At 75.1% G+C, this 17458-nt stretch carries 19 protein-coding genes and 1 tRNA gene; 7 read left to right on the top strand and 13 right to left on the bottom strand.

Going from position 1 to position 17458, the window contains the following annotated elements; genetic code table 11:
• The first annotated feature begins 23 nt into the window (after nt 1-23).
• A complete protein-coding gene (mscL, locus tag ABDB74_RS03115; protein ID WP_346621670.1) occupies nt 24-440 on the top strand; it encodes a large conductance mechanosensitive channel protein MscL in 417 nt (138 codons plus the stop codon).
• A gap of 7 nt (nt 441-447) precedes the next feature.
• Here mscL and ABDB74_RS03110 read toward each other — a convergent pair whose 3' ends face one another.
• Complete coding sequence (locus ABDB74_RS03110; protein ID WP_346621669.1) at nt 448-1146, bottom strand: YbaK/EbsC family protein; 699 nt, start codon at nt 1144-1146, stop codon at nt 448-450.
• Nucleotides 1147-1284: 138 nt separating this feature from the next.
• On the opposite strand from ABDB74_RS03110, the gene ABDB74_RS03105 reads away from it, so the two are divergent.
• Together ABDB74_RS03105 and ABDB74_RS03100 are read left to right on the top strand one after the other, a co-directional pair.
• Nucleotides 1285-1644, top strand: coding sequence for a VOC family protein (locus ABDB74_RS03105; protein WP_346621667.1), 360 nt, complete (start codon nt 1285-1287; stop codon nt 1642-1644).
• Nucleotides 1641-2087 (top strand): PaaI family thioesterase, encoded by a 447-nt coding sequence (locus ABDB74_RS03100; RefSeq protein WP_346621666.1) that lies wholly within the window; start codon nt 1641-1643, stop codon nt 2085-2087. The genes ABDB74_RS03105 and ABDB74_RS03100 overlap by 4 nt, the downstream gene beginning before the upstream one ends.
• Here the strand turns inward: ABDB74_RS03100 and ABDB74_RS03095 are convergent.
• The 7 genes from ABDB74_RS03095 to ABDB74_RS03065 form a co-directional block, all read right to left on the bottom strand.
• Nucleotides 2054-2968, bottom strand: coding sequence for an MSMEG_6728 family protein (locus ABDB74_RS03095; RefSeq protein WP_346621665.1), 915 nt, complete (start codon nt 2966-2968; stop codon nt 2054-2056). The two genes, ABDB74_RS03100 and ABDB74_RS03095, sit on opposite strands and share 34 nt — an antisense overlap.
• 46 nt (nt 2969-3014) lie before the next feature.
• Entirely contained in the window at nt 3015-3872 is an 858-nt protein-coding gene (locus ABDB74_RS03090) for an NAD-dependent protein deacetylase (protein ID WP_346621664.1), read from the bottom strand.
• A gap of 47 nt (nt 3873-3919) precedes the next feature.
• Nucleotides 3920-4288, bottom strand: a complete 369-nt coding sequence (locus ABDB74_RS03085; RefSeq protein WP_346621662.1) for a hypothetical protein — start codon at nt 4286-4288, stop codon at nt 3920-3922.
• A 54-nt stretch (nt 4289-4342) separates the two neighbouring features.
• Nucleotides 4343-4789, bottom strand: coding sequence for an SRPBCC family protein (locus ABDB74_RS03080; RefSeq protein WP_346621661.1), 447 nt, complete (start codon nt 4787-4789; stop codon nt 4343-4345).
• 73 nt (nt 4790-4862) lie between these two features.
• Complete coding sequence (locus ABDB74_RS03075; RefSeq protein WP_346621659.1) at nt 4863-5633, bottom strand: hypothetical protein; 771 nt, start codon at nt 5631-5633, stop codon at nt 4863-4865.
• Nucleotides 5634-5799: 166 nt separating this feature from the next.
• Complete coding sequence (locus tag ABDB74_RS03070) at nt 5800-7071, bottom strand: DUF3152 domain-containing protein (RefSeq protein ID WP_346621658.1); 1272 nt, start codon at nt 7069-7071, stop codon at nt 5800-5802.
• A gap of 204 nt (nt 7072-7275) precedes the next feature.
• Nucleotides 7276-7351: transfer RNA gene (locus tag ABDB74_RS03065), tRNA-Arg, on the bottom strand.
• 185 nt (nt 7352-7536) lie between these two features.
• On the opposite strand from ABDB74_RS03065, the gene ABDB74_RS03060 reads away from it, so the two are divergent.
• The 3 genes from ABDB74_RS03060 to ABDB74_RS03050 are packed head-to-tail and all read left to right on the top strand — an operon-like array spanning nt 7537 to nt 9690.
• Nucleotides 7537-7857: a GNAT family N-acetyltransferase gene (locus tag ABDB74_RS03060; protein WP_346621657.1), complete on the top strand. Its 321-nt coding sequence runs from the start codon at nt 7537-7539 to the stop codon at nt 7855-7857.
• Nucleotides 7858-7892: 35 nt separating this feature from the next.
• On the top strand, nt 7893-8702 hold the full coding sequence (locus ABDB74_RS03055) for a DNA-formamidopyrimidine glycosylase family protein (protein ID WP_346621655.1): 810 nt from the start codon (nt 7893-7895) through the stop codon (nt 8700-8702).
• A gap of 43 nt (nt 8703-8745) precedes the next feature.
• Nucleotides 8746-9690, top strand: coding sequence for a hypothetical protein (locus ABDB74_RS03050; RefSeq protein WP_346621653.1), 945 nt, complete (start codon nt 8746-8748; stop codon nt 9688-9690).
• A 24-nt stretch (nt 9691-9714) separates the two neighbouring features.
• Here the strand turns inward: ABDB74_RS03050 and ABDB74_RS03045 are convergent, their stop codons facing one another.
• Entirely contained in the window at nt 9715-10023 is a 309-nt protein-coding gene (locus tag ABDB74_RS03045; RefSeq protein WP_346621651.1) for a putative quinol monooxygenase, read from the bottom strand.
• A gap of 83 nt (nt 10024-10106) precedes the next feature.
• Between ABDB74_RS03045 and ABDB74_RS03040 the strand changes: the two genes are divergently transcribed.
• Nucleotides 10107-11510, top strand: coding sequence for an FAD-dependent oxidoreductase (locus tag ABDB74_RS03040; RefSeq protein ID WP_346621649.1), 1404 nt, complete (start codon nt 10107-10109; stop codon nt 11508-11510).
• Between the two features lie 16 nt (nt 11511-11526).
• On the opposite strand, the gene ABDB74_RS03035 is transcribed toward ABDB74_RS03040, so the two are convergent.
• The 4 genes from ABDB74_RS03035 to ABDB74_RS03020 all read right to left on the bottom strand — a co-directional run bounded on the left by ABDB74_RS03035 (nt 11527) and on the right by ABDB74_RS03020 (nt 17432).
• The gene (locus tag ABDB74_RS03035; RefSeq protein ID WP_346621647.1) at nt 11527-12630 is read right to left on the bottom strand and encodes an inositol monophosphatase family protein; all 1104 of its coding nucleotides are present in this window, start codon (nt 12628-12630) and stop codon (nt 11527-11529) included.
• Nucleotides 12623-15424 carry a phosphoenolpyruvate carboxylase gene (gene ppc, locus ABDB74_RS03030; RefSeq protein WP_346621645.1) on the bottom strand — a complete coding sequence of 934 codons (2802 nt, stop codon included), beginning with the start codon at nt 15422-15424 and terminating at the stop codon, nt 12623-12625. The genes ABDB74_RS03035 and ppc overlap by 8 nt, the downstream gene beginning before the upstream one ends.
• A gap of 51 nt (nt 15425-15475) precedes the next feature.
• Nucleotides 15476-16336, bottom strand: a complete 861-nt coding sequence (locus ABDB74_RS03025) for a tetratricopeptide repeat protein (RefSeq protein WP_346621644.1) — start codon at nt 16334-16336, stop codon at nt 15476-15478.
• Between the two features lie 115 nt (nt 16337-16451).
• Complete coding sequence (locus tag ABDB74_RS03020) at nt 16452-17432, bottom strand: TIGR03557 family F420-dependent LLM class oxidoreductase (RefSeq protein ID WP_346621642.1); 981 nt, start codon at nt 17430-17432, stop codon at nt 16452-16454.
• Nucleotides 17433-17458 lie beyond the last annotated feature (26 nt).

Genomic DNA, 17458 nt, shown 5'->3' with positions numbered 1-17458 from the left:
GCGCGGTGTGGCTGGATGGTGCGGTGCTGAAGGGTTTCAAGGACTTCCTGTTCCGCGGCAACGTCGTCGACCTCGCCGTCGCGGTGGTGATCGGAGCGGCGTTCACCGACGTGGTCAACGCGTTCGCCGATTCGTTCCTCACCCCGCTCATCGGCCTGATCGGGGGCGGAGGCGAGCTGGGCGGCACCGAAACCGTGAACGGCCAGGAGTTCACCTGGGGGGCGTTCCTCAGCCAGGTGATCACCTTCGCGCTGACCGCGGCGATCCTCTACTTCGTGGTCGTGCTGCCGGTGCGCCGGCTGTTCGACCGCCGGGCGCGCGGCGAGGAGCCCGGTCCGGTGGGCCCGACGGAGCTCGAGATGCTCGTCGAGATCCGTGACCTGCTGCGCGCCCAGCAGGGCCTGGGCCCGGCCGATCCGGCCCGTCCCCCGGCGGCCTGAGCCGAGTTCAGTCGCTGCCCCAGTGCGGCGGCCGGTCCTCCAGGTAGCGCCGGTCGTCGTCGGAGCCGTCGGCGGGCCGTTCGCCCCACCCGACGTCGCTGTCGTCGGGCGCCCGCTCCCGCGGCGCCGGTGCGGCCGCGGGTGCCGGTGCGGGCGGCGCCTCGGGCAGCGGCTGCCCCAGCCCCTCGAGCACCTGGGCGCCGGGGAGCGCGGCCAGCACGGCCCCGGGCACGGCCAGCTTGCTGCCCCGGGTCCCGGAGCCGATGACCACCGGCCCGGCCGCGGCGACGGCGGCGTCGACCAGCACCGGCCAGGAGGCGGGCAGCCCCACCGGCGTGATGCCGCCGTAGGCCATGCCGGTCTCCGCGACGGCGACGTCCTGCGGCGCGAACGACGCCTTGCGCGCCCCGAGGTGCCGGCGCACCAGCCCGTTGACGTCGGCGCGGGTGGTGGCCAGCACCAGGCACGCGACGAGCGTCGTCTCCCCCGCCCGCCGGGCCGCGACGACCACGCAGTTCGCCGATGCGGCGAGCGGGACGTCGTAGGCCTGCGAGAAGGCGGCGGTGTCGGCGAGGTCGTCGGAGATCTCCGCGACCCAGGCCGGCCCGGACAGCATGGGCAGCGCGGCGGCGACCGGCGGGCCGAGGAGGTCGGGCCGGTCGGCGGCCGGCAGCCAGCGCAGTGAGCCGAGCGCGGGGGCGGTCATCGGGCGGCGGGTCGGGACGGCACGCCCCGATCCTCGGTCACCGGGGGCCGCGGCCGCAGCGCGGGGGTGGCAGGCTCGCCGCGGACGTCGTCCGGGATCCGGCTGTCGGAGCCGGCGCCTGCCCGCCAGGATGAGCCCATGATCGGTCAGCTGCACTCGGTCGTGATCGACGCGCCCGACACCCACGCCCTCGCCGCCTTCTACGCCGACCTGCTCGGCATGGAGATCACCAGGGGCGGCCCCGGCGACGACTGGGTCGTCGTCACCGGCGCCGGGTACCGGCTCGCCTTCCAGCAGGCGCCGGACCTGCGGCCGCCGGCCTGGCCGGACCCGGAGCGGCCGCAGCAGTTCCACCTCGACATCCGCGTCGCCGACGTCGAGGAGGCCGAGCCGAAGGTGCTCGCGCTGGGCGCACGGAAGCTGCCGGGCGGCGGCGGGGACTTCCGCGTCTACGCCGACCCGGTGGGGCACCCCTTCTGCCTGGTCTGGGATGCGTGAGCGGCGAACCCCCCGCCGTCGACCGGGCCTCGGCGAGCCCGTTCGTCGCGGCGATGAAGTTCGACGTCACCGAGGCCGGCGGCTCCCGCGTGAGCGGGCACGTGGACCTCGGCCCGGACCAGCACACCCCGTGGGGTGTCGTCCACGGCGGCGTCTACTGCTCGGTCATCGAGTCGGCCGCCAGCATCGGGGCGAGCGCGGCGGTGCGCGAGCGGGGCCAGTTCGCGGTCGGGGTCAACAACAACAGCGACTTCCTGCGCCCGATGACCTCCGGCCGGGTCGACGTCGTCGCCGAGCCGATCCAGCAGGGGCGCACGCTGCAGCTCTGGCAGGTCACCCTCACCCGCGCCGACGACGGCAAGCTCGTCGCCCGCGGTCAGGTGCGGCTGCAGAACGTGCCGCTGCCGGGTCAGCCGAGCACGGCCGGGTCGAGCACTACCTGAAACAGCGCGCGCGGGTCCTGGAGGGTCGCGGGTGGCCGCGCGGCCGACCGCGGCACCACCCGGTCCCAGCGGGCCGGCCGGCGGTGCGGCAGCAGCTCGCGCCCCTGGAACAGGTAGTCCCCCACCACCTCCCCGATCAGCAGCCCGGCGCCGTGCTCGATGGGCAGGCCCACCGGATCACCCGGCCGCAGCTCGTCGAGGAAGGCCGACAGCTGGCGCAGGTCCTTCGCCGGGCGGCGGCCGGAGATCTCCTTCGACAGCGCCCGCAGCTCGGCGGGATCCAGGCCTCCGGCGTCGACGTCGATCCCCGACTGCGTGCCCAGCCCGACCACGCCCGCCGCCAGGCAGGCACCCAGCTCGTTGTGCGCCCGCGGCCGCACGACCCACACCCGCACCCCCTCGGGCTCGGGGGCCGGGGGCAGCTCGTCGGGGCCGGGCCAGACGTAGGGCAGGTCGTCGGGCTCCGGTCCGAACCGCTCGGTGAACCGGCCGCGGTAGAACCCGGGGTCCTTCGCCAGCAGGTTGGAGCGGTGCGAGAGGTGCAGCGCCTCGTCGCCGACCCACGACGGCAGCAGGCCGGCCGCCGCCAGCTCGGCCTGCGGCACCCCGACGACGTCCGGCGCGAACTCGCCGATCAGCGTCTCGGTGGTGTCCGCGAAGCCGCGCTCGCGCCAGACCCGCACCATGGCCAGCCCGTAGGCCACCAGCGCCGGCGTGCGGCCTCGCCACATCGCGACCACCGGGTGGCTGGCCCAGCCGTAGTCGGGCAGCTCCAGCGCCCGGAGGATCTGGAGGGTCTCCACCCGCTGCTTGCCCAGGCGCGGGGAGTCCAGCAGCCGGGCGCTGTCCTCGAAGTCGGCCACCGGCACGAAGGTCTGCATCGCCGCCATCCTCACCGAGCGGCGGCCGGCCCGCCGCCCGAGCCGCTCAGCCCAGCCGGGCCGCCAGCGCGGGCAGCACCTCGCCCAGGGGCGCGTCGACCCGCACGTCGGCCTTCGCGTCGCCGCGGGTGGGGCCGACGTTGACGATCCCCACCGGGATGCCGAGCTTCGCCGCGCGCAGCACGAACCGGTAGCCGCTCATGACGGTCAGCGAGGAGCCCAGCACGAGCAGGCTGCCGGCGTGCTCGACCAGCCCGAAGCACCGGTCGACCCGGTCGCGGGGCACCGTCTCGCCGAAGAAGACGACGTCCGGCTTGAGCGGACCCGCCCCGCAGGCCAGGCAGTCGACCATCACGAAGCCGTCCAGCACCTCGTCGGGCAGCTCTGCGTCGCCGTCGGGGTTGATCTCGTCGACCCGGGGCCCGAAGTACGGGTTCGCCTCCCGCAGCCGCTCGTCCAGCGCGGCCCGGTCGGCGACGTCGCCGCAGCCCAGGCACACGGTGCGGTCGAGCCCGCCGTGCAGTTCCACGACGTCACGGGCGCCCCCGGCCTGGTGCAGGCCGTCGACGTTCTGCGTGACGATGCCGGCCAGCAGCCCCGCATCCTGGAGCCCCGCCACCGCACGGTGCCCGTCGTTCGGCCGTGCCGCGCGCATCTGCCGCCAGCCGACGAAGCTGCGGGCCCAGTAGCGGTGCCGGCCCAGCGGGTCGCGGGTGAACGTCTGGTAGGTCATCGGCGTGTGCCGGCGCAGGCTGCCGGTGGCGCCGCGGTAGTCGGGGATGCCGGAGTCGGTCGACAGCCCCGCTCCGGAGAGGACGACGACGTCGCCGTCGCCCACCAGGTCGGCCAGCGCGTCGAGCCTGGCGGTCGCCGCCCCCGGGGCGGTGGCGGGTGCGAGGGTCACCCGGCCATGGTCCCCCGCGGACGGCCCGCGCGCCGTCAGCCGGCGGATCAGCCCGGGTGTTCCTCGGCGTTGAGGTAGCTGCACCGGAACCGGGCGCCGGCCATCTCCTCGGTGAAGCGGGCCTCCCACGCCGGGTCGTCGGCGGGGAAGGAGGTGAACTCCCGCTCCTCGAGGACCATCGGCAACCCGTCGAGACCGGTGCAGGTGCGGCGCAGGAGGATCCGGGTCCGCCCGTCCACCTCGTCGTGCCCCGGCGCCCAGCGCGCCGCGGCGGCGGCGTCGGCCATCCGGGCACGGTCGCGGGCGAGCAGGGCCGGCGAGCGGCCGGCGAGCGCGGGCCGCCCCTCCGAGCTCAGCCAGACGATCAGCAGGCCGAGCACGGCCACGAGGACGACCGCCGCCAGCAACCCAGCCATGAACCGACGGTAGTTCGTCCCGCGGCGCCGTGTGGGGGCCGCGGCCGTGCGCCGTCAGCCGGCGGCGAGCTCGGCGTCCAGCCGGCGGAGCACGTCCTCGTGCACCCGGCGCAGGCCCTTGGGGGCGAAGGTGCGCTCGAAGAACCCGCCGATGCCGCCGGCGCCGTTCCAGGTGGTGTGCACCCGCACGCTGCTGACCCCCTCGTCGGCGGGGCGCACCGTCCAGGTGGTGACCATCGAACTGTTCGCGTCGCTCTCCACGAGCGTGCCGTCCGCGGGCTCGGTGACCGCCATGAGCTGGTTCCGGACCCGCTTGGAGGTGGCGGCGAACCGCCAGTGCACCCGCGTTCCGGCGCCGTGCCCCCCGGCCTCGACCCGGTAGTCGCTGAACTGCTCGGGGAGGATCCGGCGGCGCACGTCCGCGTAGTCGGCGAGCGCCGCGCGCACGCGGTCGGCTGGGGCCCGGACGATTCCCTCGGCTGTGGTGACGACCTGACTCATGGGCCCCATCCTCCCGCGAGCGCAGTCGGGGGACGGACCCAGGTGGGTGTCCCCGCCGTTGCCCGGGGCGGGGTCAGCGCAGCCGCACGCAGATGGCGGCCGGATCGTCGGCGCAGGCGAGCCCCACCGACATCTCGCCGGCGGAGAGCCGGCGGACCAGCGCGGGGTCGGTGAACCAGCGCAGCTCCGAGATCTTCAGCTGCAGGGTGGGGAAGACGTCGCTGCGACCCTCCGGCGACCCGGGGCCCACCGCACGGTCGAGGACGACGAAGGTCGTGACGGAGGCGGCGCCCATCTGGTTCCAGAACGTGTCCGTCGTCGGCAGCGGCGGATAGCCGGCGCAGTAGGGCCCGGGATCGCCACCGGAGTCGGCGAAGATCCCGACGTCGCCGACGTCGGGCGGCGTCCCGGGTGCGGTGCTCACCGACACGTGAGCGGCGAGCCCGCCGCTCGGGGCGGCCCGACCGACGGTCGAGGTGTAGGTGAAGTCCAGCGCCACGTACTGCAGCGAGGGGCCCTCGACCGGGCAGGTGTCGGAGAACCCGGGCACGGGCGGGACCAGCCCGGTGCGCACCGGTCCCTGGGTGACGACCAGGTGCCCGAGCGGGAGCCCCTCGGCGGTGAGCAGGTCGCCCTCGGCGACGACGACCGGGGCACCGGGATCCGGCGCGTCGAGCACCGGGACGGCGCCGGCGTCGTGCGGCGCCTCGACGGGGGACTCCTCCGCCTCGGTCGTGGCCCGGTCGTCCAGGAGGCCACATCCGGTCGTGCCGGTCAGCAGGGCGACACAGGCGAGGATCGCACCGGGCGCGGTGCGGCCGCGACGCCGGCGACGTGCTGGCACAGCCACCCCTCCCCGCACCGTTCCGGATCGGGAGGGTTTCACATCATGATCTCCGAGGACAAGGCCGGCGCCCGCAGAACTCTCCCCCGGCGGTGGCGACGACCTGACCCGGTGGAGCGAACCTCTCGCGGGGAGCGCCGATGGTGCGCCCGTTCCGGGCGCGCCCTCAGCCCGTGATCACCAGCTCCGTCGTGCTGGTGGCGCGGTCCCACCTGATGTAGCCGTTCTGGAAGTCGCTGCGCCGGCCGCCGGGCACGTCGTACTCCCCGCTGACCGGGTAGCCCAGGGGCCCCTGCTCCCAGCCCGAGCTCTCCCAGCGGTCGCGGATCTGCCCGTAGACCTCGTGCGCGCCCGTGCTCGGCGACCAGTAGATCGAGCCACCGCCGTAGCCACCGGCGAAGTGGTTGTACCGGCCCACGCCGTCCGCGGTGCCACGCTCACCGGTGATCGGATAGCCCAGCACGCCCTGCTCCCAGCCCAGGGCCTCCCAGCGGTCCCGGATCTCCCCGTAGGTCTCGTGCGCGCCCGTGCTCGGCGACCAGTGGATCGAGCCACCGCCGTAGCCACCGGCGAAGGCGTTGTACCGGCCCACGCCGTCCGCGGTGCTGCGCTCACCGGTGATCGGGTAGCCCAGCACTCCCCGCTCCCAGCCCAGGGCCTCCCAGCGGTCCCGGATCTCCCCGTACACCTCGTGCGCGCCCGTGCTCGGCGACCAGTAGATCGAGCCACCGCCGTAGCCACCGGCGAAGTGCTGGTAGTGCCCGCCGTCGGCCCCGGCGTACTTCTCCCAGGTGATCGGCGGGCCCAGCACGCCGCTCTCCTGCCCGAGGGCCCGGTACCTGGCCTCGATGGCCGACCAGTTCACCGACACGCCGCGGTTGCGGGCCGCCTGCTCGCGCTCGGCGATGACCGGCCAGACGTTGGCCCGGCAGCCCTGCAGCGAGATGGACTGCTGCTGCATGACCCAGGCGGTGCGGCCGGGAGTGGGGCAGTCCCGGTGGCCGAGCCCCAGCCAGTGACCCACCTCGTGCAGGATCACGTAGCGCTGGTACAGGTCCAGCCCGTGCGGCCAGGAGTCCGTCCCGCCGCGCCACCGCTGGTCGTTGATGTAGACGTTGCGGCCGACCCGGCAGCTCCACTCGCTGCTGCAGCCGGGGGCTGCATTGGCGACGACCGCCGGCGAGGCCAGGATGAGGCTGAAGTTCCCTCCGGACGCCACCTGGTCGAAGCGGAGCGCTCCGCCGAGGCTCCAGCCCCGCGGGTCGTTGAGCGTCTCCGAGGCGACGCGGGCGAAGTGGTCCAGGTCCCCGTAGACCGTGCCCTGGGCCGTCACGGTGTAGGTGATGGTCGATTGGGCCTGCGCCGGCGCCGCGGGCAGCACCCCGGCGGTGGTCAGCGCGAGCAACATCGCCAGGAACATCCGCAGGTGCCAGCTCATCGACCGTCCCGTCCCGTAGCCGGCACGCGGCGGCTACGTCTTTGTGGTCCTCCGGCAGCGGCGCGCCGGGACGTCCCGGCCACCGCCGCCCGTGCTGGCACGATAACCAGGGACCGGCCGGCATGCACCTGCCGAGGAGCCGCCATGGCCGTGCGGGTGGGCGCAGGCACGCACGCGGATCGTCGAGCCGACCAGCGATCCGGCTGGTGCCCCCGGCAGGATTCGAACCTGCGACACACGGTTTAGGAAACCGATGCTCTATCCCCTGAGCTACGGGGGCCTCCGGCGGCGTGCACGGCGCCGGGACCGACGCCCGAGAGGCTAGCGGGTGGCCCGCCGGGAACCCCCGCCACTCCCGGCTCGTCGGACGGATGACGGTACGGACGTGTGCGAAGGGTTACGGTTCACAGGCGTACGTCCTGCTCCGGCAACGGCGCCGGAGACGACGGAAGGTGGGTGGGACAGATGGACACCACGGTGGTGGACGTCCCCGAGCGGGGGCGGTTCGAGGTTCTGGTGGGCGAGCGCGTGGTCGGGCTGGCGAGCTACCACGTCGACAACGGTCAGATGACGCTGCCGCACACCGAGGTCGACCCCTCCATGGGTGGCAAGGGCATCGGCAAGACGCTGGTCGCCGCTGTCCTGGACGCCGCCCGCGAGCGAGGCCTCACGGTGCTGCCCTACTGCTCCTTCGTCCGCCACTACATCCAGCAGCACCCCGATCAGCTGGACCTCGTGGCCGACGACGACCGGCCGCACTTCGGCCTGGAGACCGTCGACCGCTGAGCCCGGTGGCCGGGGCGGCCGCCTAGGCTGCGCGGATGCCCGAGGGCCACACCCTGTACCGCCTGGCGCGGGAGCAGCAGCTGCTGTTCGCCGGACGGCCGGTGCACGTCGCCAGCCCGCAGGGCCGCTTCGACGCCGGAGCCGCCCTCCTCGACGGCCGGGTGCTCGACGAGGTGTTCTCCTACGGCAAGCACCTGTTCGCCCGCTTCGGTGCCGACAGCGTGCACGTGCACCTGGGCCTGTACGGCACGTTCACCACCGGGGCGGGCGCGCCGCCGCCGGCCAAGGGCGCGCTCCGGATGCGCTGGGTGGCCGACGGCCCCGACGGCGGGGGCGTGTGGACCGATCTGCGCGGCCCCACCGCCTGCGAGGTGCTGACGGTCCCCGACGTCGAGCGGATCCTGGGCCGACTGGGCCCCGACCCGCTGCGCCCCCGATCCGACGGCGCGCTCGCCCACCGGCGGATCAGCGGCAGCCGCACGCCCGTGGGGGCGCTGCTCATGGACCAGTCGGTGCTCGCCGGCGTCGGCAACGTGTACCGCGCCGAGCTGCTCTTCCGGCACCGGGTCTCCCCGTTCCGCCCCGGCCGCGACATCGACGCGGACCTGTGGGGGCGGATGTGGCCCGACCTGGTGACCCTGATGCGGTCCGGCGTCCGCATGGGCCGCATCGTCACCACCCGGCCCGAGGACCGGTCCCGGCGCGGCGGCGCCGTCCGACGGGAGGACGCCCACTACGTCTACCGGCGCACCGGCCTGCCCTGCCGGTGCTGCGGCACCGAGATCCGCACGCAGGTCATGGTGGGGCGCAACCTCTACTGGTGCCCGGTCTGCCAGGCCGTCTGAGCAGCCGGACGACGCTCCCGTCCGCGGAGTACCGTGGACGGGAATGAGATCCGCCCTGCGATCCGTCGTCGTCGCGACCAGCGCCGTCGTCGCGCTGCTCGGTGCGCCGGTGGCAGCAGGAGCCGCCGAGGCCGACACCCGACCGGATGCAGGCAGCGAGCAGTCGGACCGCACCGAGCGCCCCGAGCAGGCCGGGACCACGGGGGCCGACGCCGCACCGGCCGACACCGATCAGGACGAAGCCGTCCGGACCCGGTCCCGTACCCCCATCGGCTACGACGTCTCCCACCCGCAGTGCGGAACCGACCTGCCCGAGGACGCCGCCTTCGCCATCGTGGGCGTCAACGGCGGGCTGGCCACCCGCACCAACCCCTGCCTCGCCGACCAGCTGGTCTGGGCGGCCGGCTCGTCGGGCGCGGTGCGCAGCCAGCCGCCGCTCCAGCTGTACCTGAACACCGCCAACCCCGGCCAGGTGCGCGATCTGGTCACCACCTGGCCGTCCCGGGGCCGGACGCCCTACGGCACCTGCGACAGCAGCAACTCGATGGCCTGCTCCTGGCAGTACGGCTGGGAGCGGGCGCGCACCAGCGTCGAGTCGTTCCTCCGGCCCGCCGCCCGCTCGGTCCCCCTGGACAGCCAGCCGGCCCGCTACACGTGGTGGCTCGACGTCGAGACGATGAACACCTGGCAGACCGGCTCCGACGACGCCCGCGACCGCAACCGGGCCACGCTCGAGGGCATGACCGCCTACCTGCTGTCCGAGGACGCCGAGGTCGGCGTGTACTCGACCAGCTGGCAGTGGGGCCAGATCGTCGGCGACGTGCCCGCGGGTAGCAACCTCGCCGGCGTCGACAGCTGGCTGGCCGGCGCCGACGACCTCGACGACGCCCGCGACACCTGCGACGAGGACCCGCTGGTGGCCGGCGGGAGCGTCACGCTCGTCCAGTACATCGAGGACGACCTCGACCACAACCACGCCTGCCGCTGACGGCCGGCCGCCGGGGAGCGGCCCCTAGATCGCGCCCTTGTCGGCGTCGCCGGCCGGGACGGCGGTCAGCCGGCGCACCTCCAGCGGAGCCGCCAGCTTGTCGGCGAGCGCCGCGCCCAGCGTGGTCAGCGCCTCGGCCTTGCCGTGCGCGCGCAGCGCCTCGGGGCTCTCCCACCGCTCCACCATCACGAAGACCCCGTCCCCCTCGTGCAGCGCGTAGAGCTCGCAGCCCGGCTCGGCGTGCACCGCCGGCACGGCGGCCAGGATGGCCTCCCGGACGGCGTCCACCGCCTCCGCCTTCGGGGTGATGGTGGCGACGACGACGACGGACACGGGGGCCTCCTGGAGCGACGGTGGTCACAGAACCCGGGCGGTTGCTCTGGTGGAGCGGGCCCGGCCGGGTCAGGATGCCAGTCGTGGTCGACGACGGTTCCCCCGCTCCCCCGTCCACCGGCCATCCCCTGCGGGTGGCGATCGTCGGCGCGGGACCGGCGGGGATCTACGCCGCCGACGCCCTCACCCGGCAGTCCGACGTCCCGGTCGCGATCGACCTGCTCGACCGGCTTCCGACGCCGTTCGGCCTGGTGCGGCACGGGATCGCCCCCGACCACCCCAAGATGCGGGCCATCCGCGACACGCTGCACCGCAGCCTCGACGACCCGCTGGTCCGGTTCGTCGGCAACGTGGAGATCGGCACCGACCTGTCGCTGGCCGAGCTCCGGGCGCACGTCGACGCCGTCGTCTACACCTACGGCGCCGCCCTCGACCGGCGCCTGGGCATCGAGGGCGAGGACCTGCCCGGCAGCCTGGCCGCCACCGACGTCGTCGCCTGGTACACCGGGCACCCCGACGCCGACCGCGCACGGGTGGAGTCCGCGCTGACCGGCGTCCGGTCGGCCGTGGTCGTCGGCGTCGGCAACGTCGCGCTCGACGTGGGCCGCATCCTCGCCCGCACCGCCGCGGAGCTCGAGCCCACCGACATGCCCCAGCACGTCATCGACGCCCTGGCCGCCGCACCGGTCGAGGAGGTGACCGTGCTCGGCCGCCGGGGCCCGGCCCAGGCGACGTTCACCACCCAGGAGCTGCGGGAGCTCGGCGAGCTCGCTGCGGCCACCGTGCTGGTCGACCCGGCCGACCTCGAACTCGACCCCGACACCGAGGCCCGCGCCGCCACCGACCGCAACGCCACCCGCAACCTCGCCGTCCTGCGCGAGTGGTCGGCGCACACGCCCGCAGCGGGCCGCACCCGGCTGCGGCTGCGCTTCTACGCGCGGCCGGTGCGGCTCCTGGGCACCGACCGGGTGACCGGCGTCGAGGTGGAGCGGACCGCTGTCGACGGCGACGGGCGGGCAGTCGGAACCGGTGAGTTCGAGGTGATCCCCGCCGACCTCGTGGTGCGGTCGGTGGGCTACCTCGGGACCCCGCTGCCCGGGCTGCCGGTCGACCAGCGCTCCGGCACCGTCCCGCACGACGGCATCGGCCGGGTGCTCCGCGACGGCCGTCCGTCGACCGGCGAGTACGCCGCCGGGTGGATCAAGCGCGGGCCGAGCGGCGTCGTCGGGCACAACAAGCACGACGCGCGCGAGACCGTGGCCGGGCTCCTCGCCGACGCCGCCGACGGGTCGCTGCGGGTGCACGGGGAGCGCGACGACCTGGTCCGGACCCTGCAGGCCCGTGGCGCGGAGCCGGTGCTGCTCGAGGACTGGCGGGCGATCGACGCCGCGGAGCAGGAGCTGGGCGCCACCCGCGGCCGGGCCCGGACGACCCTGCACGAACGGGAGGCCCTCATGGCGGCGGTCCGGGCGGCCACCGCCCGCTGAGGCCCCGGTCGGCCGGTCAGGTCACCGCGCGGATCAGCGCACGGGCCGCGCCGGCGTCCGGGGCGGCCACGAAGCGGATCAGCCCCTCGGTGTCGGGCTCCAGCCGCACCGGCTCGCCGTCCGGGGTGAGGGCCACGCCGCCCGCGGCGAGCAGGACGCCCAGCCCGCCGGCCACGTCGTGCACGTGCGTGCCGCTGCGGTCGAGGTCGTGCCAGGCCGACGCGGCCCCGTCGGCCACCAGGCACAGGTCAACGGCGGTGCAGCCGGTCACCCGCACCCGCCGCGCCGAGGGCGGCACGGCCACCGAGCCCCCGCCCGGCCCGCTCGGGACGACGACGGTGCTGCCCGGCCGGGGCGCGACCGGCACGCCGTCCCGCTCCGCGCCGGCCCCCCGCACCCCCGTCCACCGCCGGCCCGACGCGAGATCGGCCACCAGCCCGGCGAGCGGCGCGCCGTCGCGCACCAGCCCCGCGGAGAACGCCCACGGCGGGAGGCCGGCGGCGAAGTTCCCCGTGCCGTCCAGCGGGTCCAGCACGATCCACGGCCGGCCGTCGTCGACCGGGCGGTCGCGGCGCTCCTCGCTGAGCACGGGCACCCCCAGCCCGCCCAGCACCTCGACGGCGGCGGCGTGGGCGGCCTCGTCCGCGGCCAGCGACGGGCTCCCGTCCTCCTTGGTGCGGTCGACACCGCTGTCGCGGGCCAGGGCCACCGCGATCTCCACCCGCGTCGCCGCGAGGGCGGCCAGGTGCCGGAAGCGGTCGGCCAGCGGCGCATCGGAACCGGGCCCCGGCACGGCGATCCAGCGGTCGGTGGAGCCGTGCCGGGCGCGTTCGCACCCCCATCCGGCGGCGAGGGCCCGCACCGCCGGGTGGTCGAGCGGAACCCCGGTTCGCCGGAGGACCACCGCCTCGGCGAACCCGTCGGCGTGCCACTGCCGCCGGACCAGCGCCGCCTGCCCGTCGTCGTGCAGCAGCCGCAGCCGGGGGTCGTGCACGGCCGGCGCGAGCGCGGCAGGCGGCAGCCCGAGGGTGAGCGCGGCCGCCAGCACCTCCGCGCCGCTGACCGCCACCCGGAGGCCGCTGCCCGGCGGACGGCGCTGGAGGAACCAGCGCTCAGCCACTGTTGCGCAGCGCGGTGGCGATGCCGTTGATGGTCAGCTGGATGTTGCGGCTGGTCAGCTCGTCGTCCTCCCCGCCCCGGCGGCGCCGCAGCATCTCCACCTGCAGGTGGTGCAGCGGCTCGAGGTACGGGAAGCGGTTGCGGATCGACCGGGCCAGCGACGGGTTGTCGGCCAGCAGGTCGTCGTCGCCGGTGATCGCCAGCGTCATCCGGCAGGTGCGCTCGTGCTCGGCGGTGATCCGGTCGAACACCCGGGCGCGCAGCTCCTCGTCGGGCACCAGCTCGGCGTAGCGGGCGGCCAGGCCCAGGTCGGTCTTGGCCAGCACCATGCCCATGTTGGAGAGCACGGTGCGGAAGAACGGCCACCGCCGGTGCAGGTCGCGCAACTGCTCCAGCCGCTCGTCGGAGCCACCCACCCACGACTCCAGCGCCGATCCGGTGCCGTACCAGCCGGGCAGCATGATCCGGGTCTGCGACCAGCTGAACACCCAGGGGATGGCGCGCAGGTCGGCGATGGAGTCGCCGGCCTTGCGCGACGGCGGCCGGCTGCCGATGTTCAGCGAGGCCAGCTCCCCGATCGGGGTGGCCGCCCGGAACCACTCGACGAAGCCCGGCGTCTCGTGCACCAGCTCCCGGTAGGCCTGCCGGGCGCGGGCGGCGAGGTCGTCGAGCAGCGCGTAGGCGTCGTCGGCGTCCGCCCCGAGACCCTCGATGTCGAGCAGGGTCGACTCCAGCGTCGCCGCGACCATCGCCTCCAGGTTCCGGCGGGCCAGGTCGGGGTCGGCGTACTTGGCGGCGATCACCTCGCCCTGCTCGGTGATCCGGAGCGCGCCGGCCACCGCGCCGGGGGGCTGGGCCCGGATCGCCTCGTAGCTCGGCCCGCCGCCGCGGCCCACCGTGCCCCCGCGCCCGTGGAACAGCCGCAGCCGGATGCCCTCGCGCCGGGCCACCTCGACCAGGTCGAGCTCGGCCCGGTACAGCGCCCAGTTGGCGGCGAGGTAGCCGCCGTCCTTGTTGCTGTCGGAGTAGCCCAGCATGACCTCCTGGGCGTCCCCGCGGGAGGCGACCAGCCGGCGGTACAGCGGCTGGTCCAGCATCGCCGACAGCGTCGCCCCGCCGGCCTGCAGGTCGTCGATCGTCTCGAACAGCGGCGAGATGCCCACCGGGCAGGTGGGGCCGTCGGCGCCCGCCGGGTCGAGCAGGCCGACCTCCTTGAGCAGGACGGCGACCTCCAGCACGTCGCTGACCGACTCGCACATGCTGATCACGTAGTTCGGGATCGTCCGCGGCCCCAGGAGCGCCACCTGCTCGGCGGCGGCGACCAGCACGTCGAGCTCCTTGCGCACCTCCGCGGACAGCTCCGCGTCCGGCCGGACCAGCGGCCGCCGCAGCGTCAGCTCCCCGGCCAGCAGCTCCACCCGGGCCGCCTCGTCGAGGGCCGCGTAGTCGTCGCACACCCCGGCCCACGCCAGCAGCTCGCCGACGACCTGCTCGTGCACCGAGGAGTTCTGCCGCATGTCCAGCCCGCAGAGGTGGAACCCGAAGACCTCCACCGCCTCGCGCAGCCGCAGCAGCCGGTCGTCGGCCAGCGGCCCGGCGCCGTGGCTGCGCAGCGACGCGTCCACGACGTCGAGGTCGGCGCGCAGCTCGTCAGGGCTCTCGTAGGCGGGCAGCCCGGCCGGGTCACCGCCGCCCGGGACGGAGCCCAGCACACGATCCGCGGTGGCCGCCAGCCGCGCGGAGATCCCGGTGAGGGCCCGGCGGTAGGGCTCGTCGGCCCGGAACGGGGAGTCGTCGCGCGAGGCCTCGGCCAGCGAGTACAGCTCCGCCGTCGGGGTGACCAGCCGGTCGGACATCGACAGCTCGCTGCGCAGTTCGGCCAGCTCGGCCAGGTGGTGGCCCAGCGCCGTCTCCGCCTGCCGCGTCGTCGCCCGTCGCAGCGCCTCGGCGGTCACGAACGGGTTGCCGTCGCGGTCACCGCCGATCCAGGAGCCGGGCAGCAGCATCGGCCGGCGCAGCAGGCCGGCGCCGGGCCACCGCTCCTCCACCTCCCGCCGCAGCTCGGCGTTGATCGCGGGCACGACGTCGAACAGCGACAGCTCGTAGTACCGCAGCGCCTCGTCGATCTCGTCCTGCAGGCGCAGCCGGGACAGCCTGAGCAGCGCCGTCTGCCAGAGCGTGAGCACCGAGCGCCACAGCTGCCCCGTCCACGCGGCGTCGACGTCACCGTCGGCGGAGCGGTCCCGCTGCCGGATCAGCTCGGTGACCTGGCGCTGCACCTGGAAGACCGTCTTGCGACGCACCTCGGTGGGGTGCGCGGTCACGACCGGGCAGACCAGGGCGCCGGCCAGCTCGGCGGCCACCGTGTCGGCCGGCAGATCGGCCTCGTCCAGCAGGGCGAAGGTGGCCGCCAGGCTGCCCTGCTGCGGCGGTGACCCCGCGCGCCGGTGGTGGTGGCGGCGCCGCTCGTGGTGGATGTCCTCGGCCAGGTTCGCCAGCAGCGAGAAGTGGCTGAACGCCCTGATCACGTGGTTGGCCGAGCGGACGTCGAGCCCGGCGAGCCGGCGGGCGAGCTCCACCCGGTCGACCTCCGAGCGCCGGATGCGGAAGGCCTCGACCCGGGTCGACTCGACCAGGTCCAGCACGTCGGGACCGGCCTGCTCGCCGATCACCTCCCCGAGGACCCGCCCCAGCAGGCGGATGTCCTCCCGCAGCGGCACCTCGTCGGCGCGGTCGTCGGGCCCGCTGGACCCGTGGTGGCGGAGATCGGCGACATCGACCGTGGCTTCGGACACACCTTGAGTATCGGGGACGCGTGTGACGGGACCGTGTCGCGGCCCCCGCGATCAGTCGAGCTCGAGCTCCCGCAGGCACTGCGCGGCCAGCTGGTCACCGGCCGCGGCGCCCAGCCGGAACTGCTCGACGGCGCCCTCGAGGTCACCCCGGTCCGCGAGCAGGACGGCGAGGTTCTGGTGGCAGAACGCGTCACCGGCGGCGATGCCGCTGCGGTAGGCCTCCTCCGCGGCCTCCTCGTCGCCGAGCTCCTCGCGGTAGAGGTTGCCCAGCGGCAGCCAGGCCACCTGCTCCCCCAGCTTGGCGCCGCGCTCCAGCACCGCCCGGGCCTCCGCGGAGCGGCCGGTCTCGCGCAGCAGGTGCGCCAGGTCGGCACGGGCGGCCGGGAAGTGGTGCTGGCCGGCGCGCAGCTCCGGTTCCAGGGCCGGGTCGAGGGTGGAGCACCAGCGCCAGCAGGCGACGACGGCCGCGGCCTCCTCGTCACCGGCGGCCGCGAACTCCTCGGCCACCGCCATGGCCTGCTCGCGCTCCCCCTGCTCGCGCAGGAGGAAGGCCAGCTGCAGCCCGCCCTCCAGGTCACCGGCGGCCGCGGCGCCCCGGTAGGCGCGCATGGCGCCGGCGAGGTCACCGAGGTCCTCCAGCACCAGGCCGAGGTTGCGCCAGGCGTCGGCCTCGCCGCCGCGCAGCGCCACCTCGTAGGCGTCCACCGCCTCCTCCCAGCGGTTCTGGGCGGCGAGGGAGTTGCCGAGGTTGAACGCGGCGACCGAGTCACCGAGGTCGAAGGCGCGCCGGAAGCACGCCTCGGCGTCCTCCTGCCGGCCGGCGTCGGCCAGGTCGCAGCCGAGGTCGATGAGCGCGTCGGCGTCGTCGGAGGCGAGCAGCCGCCGCAGCCGCACGTCCAGGTCCTCGGTCATGACGCCGATGATCGCGGGGGCGCCCCCGGTTCTGCGCCCCCGCGAGCACCGACCTCACCCCAAGGGAGCGGCCGGACCCCCGTCGATCACCCGATCAGCTGGCCCGGGGCCCGGTTCAGCTGCCGAACGCCTCCCGCCAGGCCGGCATCAGGGTGGTCCGGGTCCACTCGAGATACGGCTGCTGCTGGTCCCCGCCGATCTGCACGAGGGCCAGGTGGGTGAACCCGGCCTCGGCGTACTCCTTGGCGCCCTCGATCACCGCCTCGACGTCGTCGCCGCACGGGATGGACCCCGCGACGTCCTCCGGCCGGACGAACTGGGCGGCCGCGTCGAACGCCGTGGGGCCGGGCAGCTCGGCGTTGACCTTCCAGCCGAAGCCGAACCAGCGGAACAGCGAGTGGGCCCGCTGCACCGCGGCGTCGCGGTCGGTGTCGAAGCAGATCGGCATCTGGCCGATCCGCGGCTTGCCGGCCCCGCCCGCGGCGTCGAAGTGCTCGCCGAGCTCGGCCTCCGGCTCCACGGCGATCATCGCGTCGGCCAGCTCGCCGGCGATCCGGCACGACTGCTTGCCCGAGACCGCGACGCCGATGGGCACCCGCTTCTCCGGGAGGTCCCAGAGCTTGGCCGACTCGACGTCGAAGTGCTCGCCGCGGTGGTTGGTGTAGCCGTCGCCGTCGAAGAGGTCGCTGATGATGTGGACGGCCTCGACGAGCATCTCGTGGCGGACGTCGGCGGGCGGCCAGCCGGCACCGACGACGTGCTCGTTGAGGTTCTCCCCGGCGCCCAGGCCCAGGGTGAACCGGCCGTCGGAGAGGATCTGCAGCGTCGCGGCCTGCTGCGCCACGACCGCCGGGTGGTACCGGAAGCTCGGGCAGGTCACGTAGGTCATCAGCGGGATGCGGCTGGTGGCCTGCGCGGCGGCGCCCAGGGTCACCCACGCGTTCGGCGAGTGCCCCATCTCGTCCAGCCACGGGAAGAAGTGGTCGCTGCTGACGGCGAAGTCGAAGCCCACCTCCTCGGCCCCGACCACGTGCCCGACCAGCTCCTTCGGGCCGGCCTGCTCGGTCATCATCGTGTAGCCCAGCTGCATCGCCATGCCGCGCGGCTACCCGGCGGCCGGCC

Origin of the sequence: Blastococcus sp. HT6-4, from assembly GCF_039679125.1 — a bacterium.
Taxonomy (GTDB): Bacteria; Actinomycetota; Actinomycetes; order Mycobacteriales; family Geodermatophilaceae; genus Blastococcus; species Blastococcus montanus.
Note: the sequence above shows the minus strand (reverse complement) of the source record. Positions and strands in the feature narration are given on the sequence as shown.